Raw genomic sequence first — 20,823 nt, forward strand, 5'->3', positions numbered from 1 at the left:
GCCCCCGTCCGCCCGGGCGCCGGCTCACTTTCGCACGGCAGTGGGCTACGCCCGTTCGCACAGGGAGGCAGCCGACGCCGTCCGGAGCGACGCGGATTCAGGGTCCGAGCGTCCCCCGGCGGACGGCCCGCACACCGAACCACTGTTCGGCGCCGTACTCCACGAAGCGCTCCCACTCGGTGAAGCCCAGCTTCGCCGCGAGGCGCATCGCGCGATCGTTGGCGCTCTGGGTGCACAGCACCACGGGCTCGCCGGGAAGTACGCCGGCGAACCAGTCGAGGGCCGCCGCGCACGCCTCGGCGGCGTAGCCGCGTCCCCAGGCCCGTGGCAGGAACATGTAGCCGAGCTCGGTCTCCCCGCCGTCCGGCCGGACGTGTCCCGGACGTCCCGGGTCGCGCGGGTCCAGCGTGACCATGCCGATCATCGCTCCGTCGAGGTCGATCACGAAGAAGCCCGGACGCCGGCCGGGCACCTCGGGCACCGCACGCTCCAGCTCGGCACGCGGTCGCGAGCCGCCGACGTAGGTGCCCACCTCCGGCGAGGCGAACAGTTCGACGAACGCCGCACGGTCCCGGGCCTCGGACTCGCGCAGCACGAGCCGCTCGGTCCGTATCGGGGCGGTCGGCCAGGCCACTTGATCGAGTAAGTGCATGAACATGAACGTATCGCACCGTAGGCGCACGGTCGGGTCAGTGCCAGTGGGCCGTCAGTCGGGCCAGGTGCCGGTGAGGCGCCGGACGGCCATGGCCCCGCCCCGGTCGATGGACGCCTTGACCGCGGCGAAGACGGCGCCCTGCAGGATCGCGGCGATGAGGATCTCCCGCCACGAGCGGTCCTCGTCGGTGGCGTTCGGCGCGTCGTCCTCGTGGCCGATCCCCTTCCACACTTGTTTGAACGCGGCGCCGGCCAGCGCGCCTCCGATGGCGCCGAGGGCCAGCCCCACGGGCTTGTACGCGACTGCCGAAGCCTTCATCGGTGCCTCCTCGAGACGGGTTCGCGTCCACTTCGCGTCCACTTCCCCCCTGCGCCTGCCCGCTCCGGCGCGCGGCTAACGCCGGAGGCGGCCGTTAGCCCGGCGCGAGGCCGGGTAGACGCGCAAGCCGGCCGGCGGTCCGCGCCGGCGGCGATCCTCCACGAACGGAGTTGGGCCATGGCACGCGCAGTCGACGTCATCACCGAACTGACCGCGGACCACCGGGAGATGGACGAGACGTTCGACATCATCGAGCGGGCCGTCCCGGCCGGGGAGCGCCAGACCGCGGCCGAGCGGCTGACGATCGAGCTGGTGCGGCACACCGTGACCGAGGAGGAGCACCTCTACCCGACGCTGCGGGAAGTGTTCCCGGACGGTGACCTCATCGCGGACCGGGAGATCGCCGAGCACGCCCGGATGGAGAAGATCCTCAAGGACCTCGAAGGGCTCGACGCCGACAGGCCGGAGTTCGATCCGCTCGTCGCGGCCCTCCGGGCCGAGGTCACCGCGCACGTCTGGGACGAGGAGGAGAACCTCTTCCCGCGCCTGCGGGAGGCCTGCGCACAAGAGTCCCTGGAACGGATGGGCGAGAACGTCCGCCGGGCGAAAACGCGAGCGCCCGTCCACCCCGCCATCCCGAGCACCGGCCTGGTGGACCACGCTCGCGCCCTGGTCACGACCCGCACCGGGCCCACGGAGCCGGCACCCGACACCGGCCCTGACGCTCCGTATCCCCACCACCACTGGGCATGAGCCGCCTCTTCCCCCGCCCGGTCAGCCGTACATCGCCACCCGCCCGAGCCGGGCCGGCCGGCCGGCCGGCCCCGGAACCGGCGGGCCGGCATCGAGGTGCCGGCAGCCGCGGGGAAGCGGCCGGTTCAGGCCCGGGGCGCCGCGGCGACCGGTGGGCGGCGCCGGGTCTCGTGAAGGGCCGGGGCGGGGGGGCAAGTGGTGGGGGCCCGGCCGCCCCGGCTCAGGCCCCGGAGTCCGCCAGCTGCCGCTCCGCCGTCTCCAGCAGCATCTCCAGCGCGACCGGGTAGGCGCTGTGCGGCATACGGGCGGACAGCAGCCCGGCGGTGGCCGCGATGTTCGGGTACGCGTCGGCCGGCAGGCGGGCGTATGTCGACTCCCACCGCGCCTCGTCCGACGCGCGGGCCTCTGCCGTCAGCGCGAGCGGGCCCGCGTCGAGCGCCGCGAAGGCCAGGCTCTGGTCGATGTAGGCGTGGTAGATCCGCACCGCGTCCTCGTCGCCGAAGCCCGCCCCGCGCAGGATGCCCAGGATCGCCTCGTCGGCCGCGATCTCGCGCGGCCTGCCGGTCACCCGGCTCGCGGTCAGCAGGGCGGCCTGCGGGTGGGCGAGGTAGGCGCCGTGGATGCGCAGGCCGAGGGCGCGCAGGTCGTCGCGCCACCGGCCGGTCGGGGCCCAGCCGGCGAGCGCCCGGCCGATCAGCTCCTCGCCGATGGCGAGGGTGAGCCCGTCCATGCCCTCGAAGTACCGGTAGAGGGTGCTGGGGTCCGCGCCGAGGGCGGCGCCGAGCCGCCGGGCGGACAGGCCCGCGCTGCCGTGCTCACGCACCATCCGCAGCGCCGTCTCGACGATCAGCCGCTCGGACAGCACCGTCCCCTGCCGGGTCGGCCGCCTCCGCCTGCGGGCTTCCTCCGGGACAACGTCCTTCGCCATGCCGCCCGCCTCCGTAACGTCCCGGGCTTATGCCAACACCATTGACCTTAACTCGGAGCGCCCGGTTCCATCAGGCCCCTGAGGCGCACGCCTCGCTGGGAAAGGACCAAGACATGCGTGTTCTGCTTGTGGGGGCCGGCGGTGTCGGGAGCGCGATCACCAAGATCGCCGCCCGTCGTGCCTTCTTCGACCGCTTCGTCGTCGCCGACTACGACCTGGCCCGCGCGCAGACCGCGGTCGCCGCCCTGGGCACCGGCGATCAGAGGTTCGGCGCCTGCCGCGTCGACGCGTCCGACGAGGTCGCGGTGACCGCGCTGCTCATCGAGCACGGGTGCGACGTACTGATGAACGCCACCGACCCGCGCTTCGTGATGCCCCTGTTCAACGCCGCGCTGGCGGCGGGCAGCCACTACGTCGACATGGCCATGTCCCTCTCCCGCCCGCACCCGGACCGCCCGCACGCCGAGTGCGGGGTGAAGCTCGGTGACGAGCAGTTCGCACGCGCTCCGGAATGGGAGAAGTCGGGCCGCCTCGCACTCGTCGGCATGGGCGTCGAGCCCGGCCTCTCGGACGTCTTCGCCCGCTACGCGGCCGACGAACTCTTCGACGACATCGAGGAGATCGGTATCCGCGACGGCGCGAACCTGACCGTCGAGGGCTACGACTTCGCTCCGTCCTTCAACATCTGGACGACGATCGAGGAGTGCCTGAACCCTCCGGTGGTGTACGAGAGCGAGCGCGGCTGGTTCACCACCGAGCCGTTCAGCGAGCCGGAGGTCTTCGACTTCCCCGAGGGCATCGGGCCGGTGGAGTGCGTCAACGTCGAACACGAGGAGGTCCTCCTGCTCCCGCGCTGGGTCGGCGCCCGCCGGGTGACGTTCAAGTACGGCCTCGGTGACGACTTCATCGGCAAGCTCAAGGCCCTGCACGCGCTGGGCCTGGACTCCACCGCCCGGGTCCCGGTCCGCGGCGAGGACGGCGCCGCGGTCCGCGTCTCACCGCGCGACGTGGTCGCCGCCTGCCTGCCCGACCCGGCGACGCTCGGGGACCGGATGACGGGCAAGACCTGCGCCGGCACCTGGGTCAAGGGCACCAAGGACGGCCGGCCGCGCGAGGTGTACCTCTACCACGTGGTCGACAACCGGTGGTCGATGCGCGAGTACGGCTCCCAGGCCGTCGTCTGGCAGACCGCCGTCAACCCGGTGGTGGCGCTCGAACTCCTCGCGACCGGCGCGTGGTCCGGGGCCGGCGTCCTGGGTCCCGAGGCCCTGCCGCCACTGCCGTTCCTCGACCTGCTGACGGCGTACGGCTCGCCCTGGGCGGTACGCGAACAGGGCCCCGCCCCCGCTCCGGCCCACTGACCCCGCCCGCTCCTCCCGCCGGACGCAACCGGATTGATCATTTTCGGCGTCTTTGTGACCACGTGACCGTCAAAGGGAGAGGAGAGGCGACGTGGAGCAGACCCGTCGTGCCGTACTGACTCTGGGAGCGGGAGTGGCGCTGGGCGCCGCACTGCCGGCGGGCGCGGCCCGTGCGGCGGCGCCCGGCGGGGGCGGTGAGGCCGTCCGGCGGCTGCGCGCGCTGGAGCGCGAGTACGGCGCGCGGGTCGGGGCGTACGCGCGGGACACGGGGACGGGCAGGACGGTGCTGTACCGCGCCGACGAACTGTTCCCCATGTGCTCGGTGTTCAAGGCGCCCGCTGCGGCGGCCGTGATGCGGGACCTGGACCGCGACGGCGAGTTCCTCGCCCGGCGGATCCACTACACGCAGAGCGAGGTCACCACCGCGGGCGGCGGCTCGGTGACCGAGCTGCCGAAGAACATCGCCCATGGGCTGACGGTGGCAGAGCTGTGCTCGGCCGCCATCGCCCAGAGCGACAACTGCGCCGCGAACCTGCTGCTGCGCGAGCTGGGCGGGCCCACGGCGATCACCCGCTTCTGCCGTTCCGTCGGGGACCGTACGACACGGCTCGACCGCTGGGAGCCCGAGCTGAACTCGGCCGAGCCGTCGCGGGTGACCGACACGACCAGCCCCCGGGCCATCGCGCACACGTACGGGCGCCTCGTGCTCGGCGACGCTCTCGTCCCGCGGCACCGGGAGCTCCTGACGCGGTGGCTGGTGTCCAACACGACGAGCGGCGAGCGGTTCCGCGCCGGGCTGCCCCGCGACTGGGTGATCGGTGACAAGACGGGCGCCGGGTCGTACGGAACCAACAACAACGTGGGCATCGCCTGGCCCCCCGGGCGGCCGCCCGTGGAGCTGGCCGTGCTGACCACCAAGCCGGATGCGACCGCGCCGCGCGAGAACGCACTGGTCGCCCGGGCGGCCGGAGTGCTGGCGGCGGCGCTCACCTGACGGGCGCGGGGCGGCCGCCGACGGCGGCCGACGCCCCGACCCGCGGCCGCTTCCGTGGCTCCTGCGGCCCGGTCCGGCGTCGCGGTCGGCCCCGGCCGCCTCGGCCCTCGCGCTCGCGTTCATCTGCCCCCCCCCGGGGGGCGTCGGTGCAGTCGTACGTGCCTCTCCCAGAGGGCGGAGGTGTGCCGGACCCCGCTGCGGGCAGGTGGATGGCATGACCGTGTACGTCGGCACCTCCGGGTGGCAGTACCGCGACTGGGCGGGCGTGCTCTATCCGCCCGGCCGGCCACAGCGCCTGTGGCTGGAGGAATACACCGGTCATTTCCGCACCGTGGAGAGCAACGCCGCCTTCTACCGGCTGCCGTCACCCGAGACGTTCGCCCAGTGGCGCGCCCGCACGCCGCCCGGTTTCGTCATGGCCGTCAAAGCCAGCCGCTTCCTGACGCACATCAAACGCCTGAGCGAGCCCGCCGAGCCGGTGCACCGGCTCATGGCGCACGCGGCGTGCCTGGGCGACCGGCTCGGACCGGTCCTGCTCCAGCTGCCGCCGACCCTGCGGGCGGACCCGGCCGCGCTGGACGCGTGCCTGGCCTGCTTCCCGGCCGGGACGCGCGTCGCCGTCGAACCCCGGCACGAGTCCTGGTGGACGGAGGGGGTGCGCTCGCTCCTGACCGACCGCGGCGCGGCCCTGTGCTGGGCCGACCGCGGTTCGCGGCCCGTGACACCGCTGTGGCGCACCGCGGACTGGGGGTACGTACGGTTCCACGAGGGCCGTGCCCGGCCGGCTCCCCGCTACGGCCGGACGGCCCTGCACACCTGGGCGGCCCGGATCGCGGACACCTGGCCGGCGGACGCGGACGTCTTCGCGTACTTCAACAACGACCCGGGCGGGGCGGCCGTGGCCGACGCCCGGGCGTTCATCCGGCTGGTGCCCTCCGCGGCAGGGCGGCCGTCCCAGGCACAGGAGCCGTCCCAGGCGCACGCCGGAGCATGACGTCGAAGCTCCCGGTGACGTGTGCGAGGAAGTCACGGAGCCGGAGGTGTTCCGCGGGGGCGCGCGAGCTGCGCGTCGGGGAGAGCACCGCACACCCCTGACGCAGATCGCCGACGCCCACACGGCGTCCACCGCCGGCCACGTCAGGGGCTAGCTCGTGATCACCGTCAACCGGCCCACAACCCACTGATCTTGCCGGTACCGTGCTGCTCCAGCGGGCTGACGCGGCGCCTCGGGAGTGCCACGATGGTCCGTGCTTCAACAGTGTGCCCTTCGGGACGCTACGAGAGCGGCGCCGGCGTGTCCCGGGGACGGCCCTACCCCACGAAAGGGCGGACACCCCATGCGCGTTATACCCTTCGTATGGCCCTTAGGCAGCAGCCGGAACTCGGCCGCGGACGACGCGGTGCGGCTCTACTACAGCCGCAAGACACAGGAGATCCTGCACAAGTACGGTCCGGGCCCACGCGTCCACTTCCACGTGGGGCTGTATCCGGACGGCCCACCGGACACCACCGTCGCCCAGAACACCCTGAAGCGGAGCCTGTTCGACGGGCAGGAGCGGATAGTCGACCACGCGGCCCGTTCCTGGGGCGCCTACGAGGCGCCCCCCCGGCGGCTGCTCGACATCGGCTGCGGCCTGGGCGGAACCTCGCTCTACTGGGCGCAGCAGCACGGTGCGTCGGTCACCAGTCTCACCGTGGCACCGGAACACCTCCCCATCGTGCGGCACTTCGCCCGTCGCGCAGGGGTCGCGGAGCGCGTGGAGCCCGTACTGGCGGACGTCCACGACCTGGACGAGACCCGCGCGTACGACGCCGTCTACGCCAACGAGAGCAGCGGATACACCGACCGCGCAAGGCTGTTCGAGGTCGTCGCCAAGGCCCTGGTACCCGGTGGCTGGTTCGGGATCCAGGAGCACTTCGTGGGCGCGTCGCAGTGGCGGGAGTTCATGGACGGCTACTACAGAACGCGGCTGGGCCGGCGCACCGAGTACCTGGCCGCGGCCGAGGCGGCCGGCTTCGAGCTGGTACAGGACGAGGACGTGACGGACTCGGTGGCGGAGTTCTGGGGGCAGTCCATGGCGTGGAACACCGCCGAACTCGACCGGCTGAGAGCCGACTCCGGCGCCGAACCCGGAGCCTGGACCGCCGACCGGCTCGAACAGTCGACGATCGCGCACAGCAAGTTCTTCCGGCTGTGGCGCGACCACGCGGTCGAGACGCGGCTCCTGCGCTTCCGGATCGGCGGCGGCCGATGACCGCGCCGCCACGGCCCTCGCGCCTCGGTACGGACCTGCCGCCCTTCTACTGCCCCCTGCCGCGCGACCTCGTCCACCCCGACGCGAAGGAGGTGGAGGCCCGGGCGGTCGAGTGGCTCGACGCCTTCGGCGTGTACCCCGATCCGGTCGAGCGCGCCTGGGGGCTCGCCACCCACAGCGCCGACTTCTCGTGCCGCATCATCCCCGACGGGGACACGGAAGCGGTCCTGCTGTTCACCGAGTGGAACTACTGGGCCAACGCCGTCGACGACTGGCAGGATTCCGGTTCCGCCGAGGTGGGGACGGCGGCCGTCGTCGAACACGGGGTACGGCTGCTGCGGACCATCGAGGACCCCGGGGCGTCCCTGCTGCCCGAGGGGCCCATGACCCGCGCACTGCTGGACCTGGTCGGCCGCACCCACGCCCTGCTCACCCCCTACGAGCTGCGCAGGTTCGTCGAGGGGACACGGGACTGGCTGCTCGGGGCGGCCTGGCGCGCCGCCCGGGCGGAGGAGGACTCGATGCCGGGGCTGAACGACTTCGTCGCGATGGGGCCGCTCGCGAACGGCACGCGGTTCTCCCTGACCTGGTCGGACGTCGCCCGCCGGGACCGGCTGCCGGCGGACGTCCTCTGCTCCCCCGCCCTGACGGCACTGACGGACGCGGCCGGTTTCGTCGTCAGCGCGGACAACGACCTGTTCTCCTACGACAAGGACGACCACCTGGAACCGCGCGAGGTGAACCTCGTCAACGTCCTCGCCCATCAGGAGGGCTGTTCGCCGGCCGAGGCGGTACCGCTCGCCGTGGCGCTGCGGGACCGGGTGATGGTCCTCTTCCTCGGGCTGCGGGCACGCCTGGAGCACGACGCGGGCCATGACGCGGACCACGAACTGCGTCGCCACCTGGCGGCGTTGGGCCACTACGTCGCCGGCTCCATCACGTGGCAGACCCGTGCGCCCCGGTACGCCAGCCCGCGCAACCGGTACCAACTGCCCGTCGGCGACGCCGTGTTTCCGGTCCGGTTCGCCGACGGTCCGAGCGTCACCGGGACCGAGCCGCCGGACCTGCCGGCCCTGGCGGCCTGGTGGCGGCACCTCCGCGACTGAGCGGCGAACGGAGGGCCCCGGCCGGTGCGGCCGGGGCCCTCGGTGCGCGAGGCGGGCTCAGCTGCGGCCGAACAGCCGGCGCCACCAGCTGACACCACGGCGCCTGCGGCCGCCGGCGACGGCGACCGCGGGCGGCGCCGTCGGCTGCGGCGGGATCACCGGGTGGACGGGGTGCCCGGCCGGCTGCTCCACCGGGAGCTGCGGGGCCGGGGTCGCCACCGTGCGCGGGGCGAACCGGACCGGCAGGGACAGCAGGTGACGTGACATCAGGGTGCCCCGCCACTGCAGTTCGCTCGCGTCGACCGCCAGCTGGAGGTCGGGCAGCCGGTCCAGCAGGACCTCGATGCCGGTGTCCGCGATGGCGCGCCCGATGTCCTGGCCCGGGCACTCGTGCGGGCCGCTGCTGAAGGCCAGGTGGGAGCGGTTTCCGTGGACGGACGCGGCCGGATCGGGCCGGATCTGCGGATCGGCGTTGCCCGCGGCCAGGCCGAGCAGGACCATGTCCCCGGCCTTCACCTGCTGGCCGCCGAGCACGGTGTCCCCGGTGGCCCACCGTCCGATGATCGTGTTGATCGGCGGGTCGTCCCAGAGGACCTGCTCCAGGGCGTCCGGCAAGGTCATGTGGCCGCCGGAGAGGCTCGCCCGGAACCGCGGGTCGGTCAGTACGGTGCGCAGCGTGTTGGCGATCAGGTTGGCGGTGGTCTCGTAGGCCGCGATCAGCACGACGCGCAGATGCATGAGCACTTCGGTGTCGGTGAGGTCCGCCGGGTGCTCGATCAGCCAGGAGGCGAGGTCGCGGGCCGGCTTGGCCTTGCGCTCCACGACCAGGTTCTCCAGCGTGGTGGTGACGTAGCGGTCGCTCTGGAGGGCCGTCTCCGTGCCCTGGAGCATGTCGCGCGCCGCGTTGACCAGCAGTGGTCCGTGTTCGTCGGGCGCCCCGATGAGCTGCGTCATGACCAGCATGGGCAGCTGGTCGGAGAAGGCGGACACCAGGTCGGCGTACCCCTCGGCCGCGATCTGGTCGACGAGCTGGTTGGCGAAGCGCGTCACGTAGCGGCGGATGCCGCGCTTGTCGAAGCGTTCCAGGGACTCCACCACGGCCCCGCGCAGCCGCTCGTGGACGGGGCCGTCGGTGAAGTTGCACACCGGCACCCAGGAGACCATGGGGCCGAGCGGGGTGTCGGCCGGCACCCGGCCCTCTCTCAGGTCGCGCCAGCCCCGGGGGTCGCGGGCGAAGCGCGACGGCGTGCGGGCGACGTCCAGGTTCTCCCGGTGGCCGAGGACCAGCCACGCCGGGAGGTCCCCGCTCACCAGGACCGGGGCCACCGGACCGTGCTCGGCCCGCAGCTTTTCGTACAGGGCGAGGGGGTCCGCCTGGGCTTCCGCTCCGTGCAGGCGGTACAGGCCGCCCGCGGTCGCCGCGGCGTGGGCGGGGCACTCGGGCGGTGGGGTGGGGGTGGTGCTCACATTGCCTCCTGGGTGGCTGCCTGGGAGTGCAGGTAGCGCATGAGGGTCAGCAGTACGTCGCGGGACGATTCCCGCCTTCTGGCGTCACAGACGAGGATCGGGACGGCGGGCGGCAGGTCGAGGGCCTCGCGCAGTTCCTCCAGCGGATGCTCGGGCGCGCCGGGGAAGGAGTTGACGGCCACGACGAAGGGGACGCCGCGCTCCTCCAGCCGCCCGATCACGTCGAAGCTGATTTCCAGCCGACGGGTGTCGAGGAGTACGACGGCTCCGAGCGCGCCTTCGAACAGCCCGCGCCACAGGAACCAGAAGCGCTCCTGGCCGGGTGTCCCGAACAGGTACAGCACGAGTTCGTCGTTGATGCTGATGCGGCCGAAGTCCATGGCCACGGTGGTGGTGATCTTGCGGGCGACGCCCCAGGTGTCGTCGATGCCGACGCCGGCCCTGGTCATCGTCTCCTCTGTGGTCAGCGGCTTGATCTCGCTGACCGCACCGACCATCGTCGTCTTGCCCACGCCGAAGCCGCCGACGATGACGACCTTCACGGCCGCCGCGGCCGTCTGCGGCAGTATGTCCGCCTCGCGCGGCCCGGCGGGCGGGTCAGAGCTTCTGAAGTCCATCGATCACTGCCTCGATCAGAGCAAGGTCGGGTAGCTGCGCGGCGGGAATGGGCGGGCGGACGTGCACGCGTTGGGCGGCCATCAGGTCTCCGACCAGCACGGTGACGACACTCACGGGCAGGCCCACGTACGCGGCGATCTCGGCCACCGACAGCGGTGACCGGCACATCCGCAGGATGGCGGCCTGCTCGGGTTGCGTCTCGGGCTGGGGAGGCCCTTTGGCCACCACTAAGGTCACGAGGTCGAGCCGGACGGAGGTGGAGGGTCCACTGCGTCCGCCGGTGATGACGTAGAGCCGTTCGGGACTGCTCTCCTCCCAGCTTGCGGGCGGCTCTTTCACGCGGGCTGCCCGTCATGCCGCGGCGGGCTGCTCAGGTGGTCCCCCATTCGGGTCACCAGGTTGCGCATCTGCGCGCCCATCAGGCCCGCGTCGACACCCTCGTCGGCGAGGACCGCGAGGTAGGAGCCGTCTCCGGCGGCCATCAGGTAGAAGAACCCGCCGTCCATCTCGATCACGACCAGCCGCATTCTGCCCTCGGAGTCGGGCAGTTCGGCGGCGACCGCTCCGGCGAGGCTCTGCAGGCCCGCGCAGGCGGCCGCCAGGCGGTCCGCCGTGTCCGTCTCGGCCCCGTACTGCGCCACGCAGAGCCCGTCCGCGGACAGTACGATCACGTGCCGCGTCTGCGGCACTCCGGCGGCCAGGTCCTTGAGCATCCAGTCCATGCTGCTTCGCTGAGTCATCACTGCTTACGCCCCTTTGGTCGCTGAACCCGACGAGTCCTGGGCGCCCGGTGCGTCCTGGCCGGGCTCACCGGCCAGTCCGCTGTGGAACGCCTCCAGCCACATTCCGGGGCCGTTGTCGTCCGCCGGCTGCGGCCTCGGGGCCGGCCGGACGTCGGAGGTGGTGACGCGGTCCTTCCGGCGCCGCTGCGGCAGACCGGTCGCGGTACGTTCGGAGGCCGGCCCGTCGCTGACCGGCATCGGGCCGGGCATCAGCCCGGGCATCGGCCCCGGAGCCGGAGCCGGCCGGGGCACGGACCCGCCCGCCGACGTCGCGTCGACGGGGTGCTCCCGCGGTGTCGCGGACACCGCCCTGGGCCCCGAGGAGGAGCCGATGCCGTGGGCGAGGCCCGTCGCCGCGGACGCGGTGGTGATCAGGTGCTGCGGCACGACGACCACGGCGCGGACGCCGCCGTACGCGGAGGAGCGCAGCGACACCTGGAACCCGTACGCCTGCGCCAGCCGGCCGACCACCGCCAGACCCAGCCGCGGCGTCTCGCCCAGGTCGTTGAGGTCGATGCCGGACTGTGCCTGCGCAAGCATCTTCTCGGCGCGCGCCCGGGCCTCCTCGCTCATGCTGAGGCCGCCGTCCTCGATCTCCACGGCGATGCCCGACTGCACCTCGACGGCGGTGAGGTGGACCCGGGTGTGCGGCGGGGAGTAGCGGGTGGCGTTGTCCAGCAGCTCCGCGAGGGTGTGGATCAGCGGTTCGACGACCGGGCCGACGACCGCGACCTCCGTGACCGAGTGGAGTTCCACGCGCTGGTAGTCGATGATCCGCGACATCCCTCCGCGCATCACGCTGTACAGGGTGACGGCCCTGCTCCACTGCCGGCCGGGGCGCGCCCCGCCGAGGACCGAGATGGAGTCGGCGAGCCTGCCGATGAGGGCGGTGCCGTGGTCGAGCCGCAGGAGGTCGCCGAACACGTCCGGATTGCGGCCGTGCCGGTCCTCCATCTCGCGCATCTCGTGGGCCTGTTGGTGGACGATCGCCTGCACGCGGCGGGCGACGTTCACGAAGGCCCGCTGCGCCGAGTCGCGCAGGCTCTCCTCGTTGTCGACGGCGTCGATGACGTGGGCCAGTACGGCCTGGAGGGCGCCCCTGAAGCGGGGGGTGAGGGCGGCGTCGTCGCCCCAGCGGTTGCCGTGTCCGGCGCGGCCGCCCAGGGAGGTGAGCACCTCCTCGGCCACCTCGCCCCGGCGCAGTCGCTCGATGGCCTCGGGGAGCACGGCGGCGGACAGCCGGATCGCCTCGGTCTCCTGGCGGGCCAGGGTGTGCTGGAGTGCGGCGATCCGGGCGCTGCGGGCGGCGAGCGCGCGGCCGCGCCGTAAGGCTTCCACGAACACCGCGGCGGCGCACAGGGCGCCGGCGGCGATCAGGATGGTGCCGACCGGCTCGGAGGAGGAAACAAGCGCCCCGGCCAGGCAGACGGCGGCCAGGGACGCGATCGCGGGCAGCGCCCGGCTTGCTCCCACCTCCGGGCGGGCCGTTTCGGGTGGAATGTCTCTTTGCTCCATCGGCGTCCTCGAATTATCGGAAAAGGGTTACCTTCTGACCGGTGGGCGGGAGCATAACTAGGCCCAACTGCCCGCATGGGTCCTTTCGTTGTAGTTCATCGGACCGAAGGAACCGTTATGCGCCATCTCCGGCAACGATTTTCGGCCGCCGCGCCGGGCGGTCCTCCGCGGCGGGCGGCGTAAGGGGAGGTCGACGGCCCGTCGGCGTCTCGGCGGCTCGGGTCTCCACCCCCGGAGCCCCGCCGGCACCGGCCGCACCGCCCGGTCGCGAAGTGGCGCACCGCTCGGAAATGCGCTAACGGCCCAGGCCGGGTGCGGCGCCGGAGGAGTCACCGCTTCGAGTGGTCAGGCACCCGGCCGGGCCGCGTCACCGCGGGGGGCCGCGAGGCCGGTGAGCAGGACGTCGAGGGCGAGGTCGGTCGCCTCGGACAGCGGGGTGTCCTCCCTGCGGGTGCCGGCCGTCTCTCGCCCGGCCCGGTCCGTACCGAGTTCTTCGGCGTCGTCGGCAGTCAGGACGCCGCCGTCGGGCGGATGGCCACTCCCGAGCAGGTGGTCACGGCGGCCCGCCGGGCGCTGGAGCGCGACAGGACGACGCCGCCCAGCATCGTCGTCGGCATAGGCAACCGGCTCTCCGCGACCGCGTCCACGCCGGCTCCGCGCCGCCTGGCCCTGACGGTGGCGGGGCGGGCCGTCAAGGCGTGCGGGGGCGGTCCGACTCGTCCGGGCGGGCCGCCTGCCGCACACTGGTGGGGTCCGGAGGCCCGGTGTGCGGAGGAGGTGCGGCATGGTCATCAGTCACCACATCGCCGATGGGACGCTGCACGTGCGGATCCTGCACGAGCTGAGCGTCACCGACCGGGCGGCGGCCGCCCTGGAGATCGAATCCCTCGTCCAGGCGCACCGCCCCGAGCGGGTCACGGTCGAACTGCCGAGCCGCTCGCCCTCCCCCATGACCTTCAGCGCACTGGCCCGCGCCCAGCGCATGTGCCAGAGCCTCGGCGTCCCGCTCACCGCGACGGCACCCGGCGGGCGGGCCCCCCTCTTCCCCTCCGGCCCCGGGGCCGGCGCGCCCCGCCCCCAGTGGCTGGAACACGGGGCACGCCACAACCACTGAAGACCGGAAGGCGGCGCCGGGACGGAAGGGGCGGACCGGCTCCGCACGTGTCGGCAGGTCAGTTCCTAGTTGAACGGTTCCAGCGTCATGAAGGCCTCCTGCGGGTCGGCTTCGTGGACCAGTGACTCGTGGGCGCCCACGTCGTCGAAGGCGAAGCCGTAGGCCTTGCCGTCCGCCATCTGGGCGTGGATGAGGCGGGAGTAGTGGTTCGTGACGGCGTCGCGGTAGAAGCCGGCGCCGCCGGCGTCGGGCTGGTTCGGGTTGGTCAGGAGCGTCGAGCGGTTGAAGCCCGCGCACAGGGTGCGGGAGATGGGGCCGCGGACGGTGTCGTTGGGAGCGTCCAGGAGCTTGTAGCAGCCGAAGACGCTGTCGGAGTCGGGCTTCTGGAAGCTGGTGACCACCACCCCCGAGCCGTTGGTGAAGTTCATGGCGTTGCCCGAGACCCGGCCGTAGTACTTGGTGTTCGGTTGGTTCGCGAACGGCGTCACCGTGAGGGTGGAGGAGCTGTACTTGTTCCAGACGCGGTTGATGTAGTCGTCCATCGCGCCGGCCGGGATTCCGCCCGCCTCGATGCCGTGGCCGGGCGAGAGCGCGCGCAGGGGGGTGCCGTCCGGGCGGTTCTGGATCAGGCCGCCCCAGCCGGCCGAACGCAGCCCGCCGAAAACGGCGTTGTAGCCGCCGGCTTTGAGGTGGCCGGTGTTCTTGACCGTGCCGCCCGGCGCCTTCGCGCCCACCGCGTACGGGGCGGAGAACATGTCGACCTGGGTGCTGTTGATCCACAGGCCGCCGTCGTTGAGCGTGTACTCCGACCAGTTGAACAGGATGTCGTGGTTGGGGTCCGAGGGGTTCTGCACGGCGGGCTGCACCAGGCCGCCGCTGGTGAGCTTGAAGACGAGCTTCTGCCCGATCGAGAAGTAGACGCGTCCGGAGAACTTGGGCATCCGGATCGTCTTGGTCTGCCCGTTGGCCGGGCCGGCGATCGCCGCGTCGGGGGCGGGGGTGGGCGGATTGCCCCCGGCGGGCCAGGGGTGGAACGCTCCGTTGGCGTCCGCCCAGCCCTGCCGGCCCGTCGCGAGCAGGGTGCCGAGGTTGTAGATGTAGACGGGTTCGTTGCGACCGGAGTTGTTCTTGATGGTGAGCGGGATGGTCGCCGGTACGGCTTCGGCGGACGGCGGCGGACCGAACAACAGCACACCGGCGCCGACGGACAGCGCCGAGATGCCGAACGCCAGCGCTTTCGACAAGCGGGACACTCTCATCCTCCTTGCGTGGGGGGACCTGCCGAGGGGGGAATGGGCGAGGGCAGGAATCGGTGTATTGAAGCGTGAGAGCGCTCTCAGCGTCCGATTGTGTTCAACTTCTGTCAATACTCCCGACACAACATCAGCGGTCAGAAGGCGTACCGGATCCGGAGCCAGGGCGCGTGGGCGGCGACGAGGGCGCGCATCGTCGCGACGGCCTCGGCCTTCACCTCACCCCGGTAGCGGACGTTCCAACTGCCGTTCTCCGAGCGCTTCGGCTGCTGGATGCCGGGCCGCCACAGGACGTCCTCCGCGCGCGGGTGCCAGCCCAGGTTGAGGTCGTGCAGGTCCTCGTTGTGCGTCAGCATGATCACTTCGGCGGCGGCCTGGTCCTTCACCCGGGCGGGCAGCACGTCGTCCATCTGCCGCAGCAGGAGTGCCCAGTCCCGTTCCCAGTCCGGGCGCAGGACGACGGGCGAGAGGTTGAAGTGGACCTCGTAGCCCGCGTCCAGGAAGTCCCCGGCCGCGGCAATGCGGCCCTCCACCGGGCTGGTGCGGATGTCGAGCAGCTTGGAGTCGCTCTGCGGCATGAGGGAGAACCGCACGCGGGTACGGCCGCGGGGGTCCAGGAGGAGCAGGTCGGGGTTGACGAACTTGGTGGCGAAGGACGCCTTGGCGGTCGGCCACCGCGCGAAGGCACCCACCAGGTCGGCAACGTTGTCGCTGATCAGGGCGTCGACCGAGCAGTCGCTGTTCTCGCCGATGTCGTAGACCCATGCGGTCGGATCGCACTGGTTGGCCTCGGGCTTGGGGCCGAGGCGCGCGACGTGCCGGGAGAGGTGGGCGATGGTGCGCTCGATGTTGGTGAAGACGGTGATCGGGTTGGCGTACCCCTTGCGGCGCGGGACGTAGCAGTAGGCGCAGGCCATGGCGCAGCCGTTGGCGGGCCCGGGTGCGATCCAGTCCGCGGAGCGGCCGTTCGGCCGGGTGGTGAGCGTCTTCTTCTCCCCCAGGACCAGGGTCTCGGTCTTGATGCGGACCCAGCGGTCGACGTTCCCCTCGTTGCCGTGGAGGTCGGGGATCCGCCAGTGCGAGGCGACGGGGACGATCTCCGCGCCGGGGTAGCGGGCGAGGACCTGTCTGCCGCGCGGGGAGGCCGCGGCCGCCGGCTCGGCGTAGATCGCCCGTACGGACAGCAGCCGGCGCGCGGTCGGGGAGTCCCGGAACAGCGGGCCGGTGTCTGCCTGCGCGCGGGACGCCTGCCCCGTGTCGATGTCCTCCGGGCCGAACAGGGCGTCTTGCGCACCGTCGTCGGGTCGGCCCCCGGGCGGGTGGGCTCGCATGTACGTCTCCTGCTGGATCAGGGACCGTCCACTGTAGGCCCAGCAGGTGCGTGGCGCGTGCGCCTGGCCCAGGCTGGGACGCGGACGGCGAGTGCGGCCGCGCCGCCGGACGGCGGCCGGCCGGCCGGAACAGAAGGGAAGGCCGTGGACTCCAAGGGCGACAGGAGCGGTAGGGGCGGTACGGGCGGCGGGGGCGGCAAGGACGCGGAGAAGAACCTGAGCCGGGGCGACGAGGTCTCCTGGAGGAGCCACGGCAACGAGGTGACGGGAAAGGTGAAGAAGAAGATCACGGAGCGCACGCGTGCGGCGGGCCGCACCGTCGACGCCTCGGAGGAGGAGCCGCAGTACGAGGTGGAGAGCGACGCGTCCGGCCGGTCGGCCGTGCACAAGCCGGACGCCCTGCGCAAGAAGGGCCGCTCCGGCTGACGACCGGATGGAGCGGCAGCGGTCGGCGCGGTCAGGGTGTGAAGAGGACCCTGACGTCAGGGTGTGAAGAGGACCTTGACGGCGCCGTCCGCCTTCTTGCTGAACATCTCGTACGCGTCCGGCGCCTCTTCGAGCGGCAGCCGGTGGGTGGCGAAGTCCTCCACGCCCAGCGGATCGTCGTCGGTGAGCAGCGGGAGGATGTCGTCGACCCAGCGCCGTACGTTGGCCTGCCCCATGCGCAGCGTGAGCTGCTTGTCGAACATGGTCAGCAGTGGCATCGGATCGGCGGCGCCGCCGTACACCCCCGACACTGAGACCGTGCCGCCGCGGCGTACGAGGTCGATCGCGGTGTGGAGCGCGGCGAGCCGGTCGATTCCGACGCGTTTCATCAGGGCTCCGGCGAGGGCGTCCGGCAGGAGCGTGGTCGCGCCCTGCACGGCCGCGGCGACGCGGCTGCCGTGGGCTTCCATCCCCACGGCGTCGATCACGGCGTCGGGACCCCGGCCGCCGGTGAGCTCGCGGACGGCGTCCGCGAGCTCGTCGCCGCCCTGCCGGACGTCCAGGGCCCGGACGCCGCGCCCGCGGGCCCGGTCCAGGCGCTCCGGGACCAGGTCGACGCCGATGACCGTGTCGGCGCCCCGGTGGGCGGCGATGCGGCAGCTCATGTCGCCGATCGGTCCCAGGCCCAGTACGGCGACGCTGCCGCCCGGCGGTACGTCCGCGTACTCGACGGCCTGCCAGGCGGTCGGCAGCACGTCCGACAGGTACACGAACCGTTCGTCGGACGGCCCCTCCGGGACCTTGATGGGGAGGGCGTTGCCGAAGGGCACCCGCAGGTACTCGGCCTGGCCGCCCGGCACCTGGCCGTAGAGCTTGGTGTAGCCGAAGAGGGCGGCGCCGGTGCCGTGCTCGTGGACCTGTGTCGTCTCGCACTGGGAGTGGAGTCCGCGTGCGCACATGTGGCACGACCCGCACGAGATGTTGAAGGGGACGACGACCCGGTCCCCCGGCTTCAGGGCGGTGACCTCCGGCCCCACCTCCTGGACGACGCCCATCGGTTCGTGGCCGAGGATGTCACCGGCGTCGAGGAAGGCGCCGAGGACCTCGTACAGGTGCAGATCGGATCCGCACAAGCCGGTCGTCGTGATCTTGACGATGACGTCGTCGCCGTCGCGGATCGTGGGATCGGGCACCGTGTCGACGCGTACGTCCCGCTTGCCCTGCCAGGTCAGAGCCCTCATGACGCCTCCTTCTCGCCCCCCGGGGATTTCTCCGTACACCTGGCGCGTGCCCGCATCCGTCCGGGGGAACCGGGCGCGGCGCGGTCACCTCGCCCGCCCCGGCGTGCGGTCGGAGGCGGGCCAGACGTACGGCAGGTCGTCCGCGACCTCGGGGAAGTGCGGGCGGTAGAAGTCCGGATCCTTGCGGACCAGCGCGGACTGGTGGCTCCGGTGGAAGTCCGGGGCACCGAGCCACGGCGGGAGGTCGCCGTCGGCGGCCAACTGCTGCTGGGTCCTCGGCTCCGCGCCCGGCAGCCAGGCCCGGAAGTCCTGGACCAGGGTGACGGCGCAGGTGTCGGCGCGCCCCTCGGCCGTCCAGGTCCCGCAGACGTCCAGCCCGTACCGGACGAGCGCCTCCTCGTAGCCGGCCCACATGCGAACGGCCGGATGCCTGCGCCATCCGTAGTCCGGGACGATCAGGCCGCGCAGTACCTGGAGGGCCTCGACGCGCTGTTTCCCGAGCCGCCGGGTGTCGAGCACGGCCGCCGAGGCCCGGAACGACGGGAAGGGGAGGAAGGTCTGCAAGGGTCTCCTCCTCGTCTCCGTGTGCCCGGTCGTCGAGGGCCCGGTCGGCCGCGCGGCCTTGCTTGTGGGTCGGGGGCGTAGGGGGGTCTCCCCGTCGCGGTGGTACGCGGTCAGTGCGTCGCGTACGGGTGCCTCAACTGGTCCATGGCGTGCGCCTGCCCTTCGGAGGACCACCGAAACCGCGTTCGAAACCCGCCTGCCACCGCCTCCCGCGCAGCAGGCGGTGCCGCCTCGGCGCGGGCACGTCAGAGCGTGTCAGGGCACGTCACGGCACGTCGGGGCAGCTCGGGCCGGACCCGGCATGATCGGCGGGACACCTCTACGATGGGAGGTATCGAGGCTGCAGGTGCAACCCGGTAGGAGAGGAAACGGGTTGAATCGGTTCGCCCGGCTCGCCACACGGCTTCTGGCGGTACCGCTGGGGCTCGTCTGGCTGGAGCCCGCAGCAGAGGCCGCGGGCGCGGTCCCCGAGTGCTGGCCGACCGGGACGGGGCCCGACCCTGTGGTACTGGCGTACTGCCGGCGGGTCGCCGGGGACGGGCGGCCCCGTTTCCTGTCCCATGCCGGTGACGACGACGGCGCGCCCTTCGCGTTCGGCGGCGTCCCCCTCGTCGGGGGTTCCGGTGAGCTGCTGGGCGTCCTCGCGGTCGCGGACCGCGCCCCCCGGGCGTGGAGCGAGGACGACGTACGGGACCTGTCGGACCTCGCCGCCGCGTGCAGCGCGCAGATGCGGATGCGGACGCGCTCCGAGACCGTCCGCCAGGCCCGCGAGGCGGCGGAGGACGCGGCGCACGCGGCGGCCGGGGAGGCGACCCGCGTGCACGAACTCCTCAACCGGTCCGAGTTGCTCCTCCGGGCGTCCGAGGACCTCGCCGACACCAGCGGCCTGGAGGACGTCCGCCAGCGGGTCGGGGACCTGGTCAGCGGGGACCTCAAGCCGGCCCGCATCGACCTGGTCCTGGTGCGGCAGGGCATCCTCCACCACGTCCTGAGCCCCGTCGACGGCGACTTCGCCGCGCCCGGCGGGGCCGGCGTCGCCGGCACCGGAGCCTTCCCCCTGGGTTCGGACTGGCCGGTCGCACGCGCGGTGCGGGAGAACCGGATGATCGTGGTCCGTACGCCGCCGGAGAGCGACGGGGCCGACACCGCTCCCGGCCGCCGCCCCCTGGCCACCCCGGCGTTCGACACCCTGGACCACGGCACCGCCGCCTGCCTGCCCCTGCGCGGCACGCACGGCACCCTCGGGGCGCTGGTCCTGGGTTGGGACGCCCCGCACGGGATCGGCGTGGACGAGCGGGCGGTCCTGACCACGCTCGCCGGTTACACGGCCCAGGCGGTCGAGCGCGCCCTGCACCTCGACGAACGGGTCACCGTCGCCCGGCAGTTGCAGCGTGCCATGCTCACCGAACTCCCCGACGTACCCGGCCTGGAGCTGTCGGCCCTGTACCGGCCGGCCGCGCAGGACGACATGGTGGGCGGTGACTGGTATGACGCCTATCCCCTGCCGGTGGCACCGGGTACGAAAGCGGCGGGCGCCGTGGCGCTGACGGTCGGCGACATCACCGGGCACGACACGCGGGCCGCCTCCCTCATGGGCCAGGTACGCAGCATGCTGCGCCAGGCCGATCACGACCATCCGGGCGACGGCCCGGAACAGGCGCTCGGCGCGCTCGAACGGGCCTGCCGCCGGCTGCACCTCCCGGCCAGCGGCACCGCCCTCCACGCCCATCTCATTCCGATGGGCGACGGCCACTGGCAGCTGAGGTGGAGCAACGCGGGCCACCCCGCCCCGCTCCTGGTCACCGCGGACGGCGCCGTGGAGAGCCTCACGGAACACGACGTGCTGCTGCACCACGCCCTGGAGCCGGGTCCCCGCACCTGCGACAGCCGTTCCCTGGCCCCGGGCACCACCCTGCTGCTGTACACCGACGGGCTGGTGGAGGAGCCGGGCGGGGACATCGAGGACAACGTCGACCGGCTCGCCCACCGGCTCGCCGCCGCTCCCCCGGACGTTCCGCTGGACGGTCTGCTGGGGTCCCTCATGGACGCCGTCGCTCCCCGGGACGCCCGTGACGACGCGGTCCTGTTCGCGGTACGCGTGTGCGCTCCCTGACCCGGCCGCCCCGGCGGGCTGCGGGGTCC

General features: G+C 72.8%; 21 protein-coding genes. 9 read left to right on the top strand and 12 right to left on the bottom strand.

The window, feature by feature from the left end; genetic code table 11:
• Positions 1 to 97 precede the first annotated feature (97 nt).
• A complete protein-coding gene (locus ACZ3X1_RS02795) occupies positions 98 to 652 on the bottom strand; it encodes a GNAT family N-acetyltransferase (protein ID WP_467275874.1) in 555 nt (184 codons plus the stop codon).
• Between the two features lie 54 nt (positions 653 to 706).
• Entirely contained in the window at positions 707 to 973 is a 267-nt protein-coding gene (locus ACZ3X1_RS02800) for a DUF4235 domain-containing protein (RefSeq protein ID WP_467275876.1), read from the bottom strand.
• Positions 974 to 1,150: 177 nt separating this feature from the next.
• On the opposite strand from ACZ3X1_RS02800, the gene ACZ3X1_RS02805 reads away from it, so the two are divergent.
• On the top strand, positions 1,151 to 1,726 hold the full coding sequence (locus ACZ3X1_RS02805) for a hemerythrin domain-containing protein (RefSeq protein ID WP_467275878.1): 576 nt from the start codon (positions 1,151 to 1,153) through the stop codon (positions 1,724 to 1,726).
• A 220-nt stretch (positions 1,727 to 1,946) separates the two neighbouring features.
• Here the strand turns inward: ACZ3X1_RS02805 and ACZ3X1_RS02810 are convergent, their stop codons facing one another.
• Entirely contained in the window at positions 1,947 to 2,654 is a 708-nt protein-coding gene (locus tag ACZ3X1_RS02810) for a TetR/AcrR family transcriptional regulator (RefSeq protein WP_356811536.1), read from the bottom strand.
• 113 nt (positions 2,655 to 2,767) lie between these two features.
• Here ACZ3X1_RS02810 and ACZ3X1_RS02815 point away from each other — a divergent pair, with 113 nt between their 5' ends.
• The 5 genes from ACZ3X1_RS02815 (at position 2,768) to ACZ3X1_RS02835 (ending at position 8,370) form a co-directional block, all read left to right on the top strand.
• Entirely contained in the window at positions 2,768 to 4,015 is a 1,248-nt protein-coding gene (locus ACZ3X1_RS02815; RefSeq protein WP_467275880.1) for a saccharopine dehydrogenase family protein, read from the top strand.
• 91 nt (positions 4,016 to 4,106) lie between these two features.
• Positions 4,107 to 5,009 carry a class A beta-lactamase gene (gene bla, locus ACZ3X1_RS02820; RefSeq protein ID WP_356811535.1) on the top strand — a complete coding sequence of 301 codons (903 nt, stop codon included), beginning with the start codon at positions 4,107 to 4,109 and terminating at the stop codon, positions 5,007 to 5,009.
• A gap of 214 nt (positions 5,010 to 5,223) precedes the next feature.
• A complete protein-coding gene (locus tag ACZ3X1_RS02825; RefSeq protein WP_467275883.1) occupies positions 5,224 to 6,003 on the top strand; it encodes a DUF72 domain-containing protein in 780 nt (259 codons plus the stop codon).
• A gap of 343 nt (positions 6,004 to 6,346) precedes the next feature.
• On the top strand, positions 6,347 to 7,264 hold the full coding sequence (locus tag ACZ3X1_RS02830; RefSeq protein WP_467275885.1) for an SAM-dependent methyltransferase: 918 nt from the start codon (positions 6,347 to 6,349) through the stop codon (positions 7,262 to 7,264).
• Positions 7,261 to 8,370, top strand: coding sequence for a terpene synthase family protein (locus ACZ3X1_RS02835; protein ID WP_467275886.1), 1,110 nt, complete (start codon positions 7,261 to 7,263; stop codon positions 8,368 to 8,370). The genes ACZ3X1_RS02830 and ACZ3X1_RS02835 overlap by 4 nt, the downstream gene beginning before the upstream one ends.
• 57 nt (positions 8,371 to 8,427) lie before the next feature.
• Here ACZ3X1_RS02835 and ACZ3X1_RS02840 read toward each other — a convergent pair whose 3' ends face one another.
• Genes ACZ3X1_RS02840 through ACZ3X1_RS02860 form a run of 5 tightly spaced genes read right to left on the bottom strand, consistent with a single transcriptional unit; the run spans position 8,428 to position 12,752 of the window.
• A complete protein-coding gene (locus ACZ3X1_RS02840; RefSeq protein ID WP_467275889.1) occupies positions 8,428 to 9,837 on the bottom strand; it encodes a cytochrome P450 in 1,410 nt (469 codons plus the stop codon).
• A complete protein-coding gene (locus tag ACZ3X1_RS02845) occupies positions 9,834 to 10,454 on the bottom strand; it encodes a GTP-binding protein (protein ID WP_356811530.1) in 621 nt (206 codons plus the stop codon). Before ACZ3X1_RS02845 ends, ACZ3X1_RS02840 begins: the two co-directional genes overlap by 4 nt.
• Positions 10,435 to 10,794 (bottom strand): DUF742 domain-containing protein, encoded by a 360-nt coding sequence (locus ACZ3X1_RS02850; protein ID WP_356811529.1) that lies wholly within the window; start codon positions 10,792 to 10,794, stop codon positions 10,435 to 10,437. The genes ACZ3X1_RS02845 and ACZ3X1_RS02850 overlap by 20 nt, the downstream gene beginning before the upstream one ends.
• A complete protein-coding gene (locus tag ACZ3X1_RS02855; RefSeq protein WP_356811528.1) occupies positions 10,791 to 11,195 on the bottom strand; it encodes a roadblock/LC7 domain-containing protein in 405 nt (134 codons plus the stop codon). The genes ACZ3X1_RS02850 and ACZ3X1_RS02855 overlap by 4 nt, the downstream gene beginning before the upstream one ends.
• A 6-nt stretch (positions 11,196 to 11,201) precedes the next feature.
• Entirely contained in the window at positions 11,202 to 12,752 is a 1,551-nt protein-coding gene (locus ACZ3X1_RS02860; RefSeq protein WP_467275893.1) for an ATP-binding protein, read from the bottom strand.
• 784 nt (positions 12,753 to 13,536) lie between these two features.
• Between ACZ3X1_RS02860 and ACZ3X1_RS02865 the strand changes: the two genes are divergently transcribed.
• Positions 13,537 to 13,866, top strand: a complete 330-nt coding sequence (locus ACZ3X1_RS02865) for a hypothetical protein (protein ID WP_356811525.1) — start codon at positions 13,537 to 13,539, stop codon at positions 13,864 to 13,866.
• 65 nt (positions 13,867 to 13,931) lie between these two features.
• Here the strand turns inward: ACZ3X1_RS02865 and ACZ3X1_RS02870 are convergent, their stop codons facing one another.
• Together ACZ3X1_RS02870 and ACZ3X1_RS02875 are read right to left on the bottom strand one after the other, a co-directional pair.
• Positions 13,932 to 15,125 (bottom strand): glycoside hydrolase family 64 protein, encoded by a 1,194-nt coding sequence (locus ACZ3X1_RS02870; protein WP_467275895.1) that lies wholly within the window; start codon positions 15,123 to 15,125, stop codon positions 13,932 to 13,934.
• Between the two features lie 131 nt (positions 15,126 to 15,256).
• Entirely contained in the window at positions 15,257 to 16,450 is a 1,194-nt protein-coding gene (locus tag ACZ3X1_RS02875; protein ID WP_467275897.1) for a spore photoproduct lyase family protein, read from the bottom strand.
• Positions 16,451 to 16,666: 216 nt separating this feature from the next.
• On the opposite strand from ACZ3X1_RS02875, the gene ACZ3X1_RS02880 reads away from it, so the two are divergent.
• Entirely contained in the window at positions 16,667 to 16,876 is a 210-nt protein-coding gene (locus ACZ3X1_RS02880) for a hypervirulence associated TUDOR domain-containing protein (RefSeq protein WP_391699270.1), read from the top strand.
• A gap of 56 nt (positions 16,877 to 16,932) precedes the next feature.
• Here ACZ3X1_RS02880 and ACZ3X1_RS02885 read toward each other — a convergent pair whose 3' ends face one another.
• Positions 16,933 to 18,117 carry a zinc-dependent alcohol dehydrogenase gene (locus ACZ3X1_RS02885; protein WP_356811522.1) on the bottom strand — a complete coding sequence of 395 codons (1,185 nt, stop codon included), beginning with the start codon at positions 18,115 to 18,117 and terminating at the stop codon, positions 16,933 to 16,935.
• An 84-nt stretch (positions 18,118 to 18,201) separates the two neighbouring features.
• A complete protein-coding gene (locus ACZ3X1_RS02890) occupies positions 18,202 to 18,681 on the bottom strand; it encodes an MSMEG_6728 family protein (RefSeq protein ID WP_467275900.1) in 480 nt (159 codons plus the stop codon).
• A 373-nt stretch (positions 18,682 to 19,054) separates the two neighbouring features.
• Between ACZ3X1_RS02890 and ACZ3X1_RS02895 the strand changes: the two genes are divergently transcribed.
• Positions 19,055 to 20,794, top strand: a complete 1,740-nt coding sequence (locus tag ACZ3X1_RS02895; RefSeq protein ID WP_467275902.1) for a SpoIIE family protein phosphatase — start codon at positions 19,055 to 19,057, stop codon at positions 20,792 to 20,794.
• Positions 20,795 to 20,823 lie beyond the last annotated feature (29 nt).

The organism is Streptomyces sp. NPDC023541 (assembly GCF_055559995.1).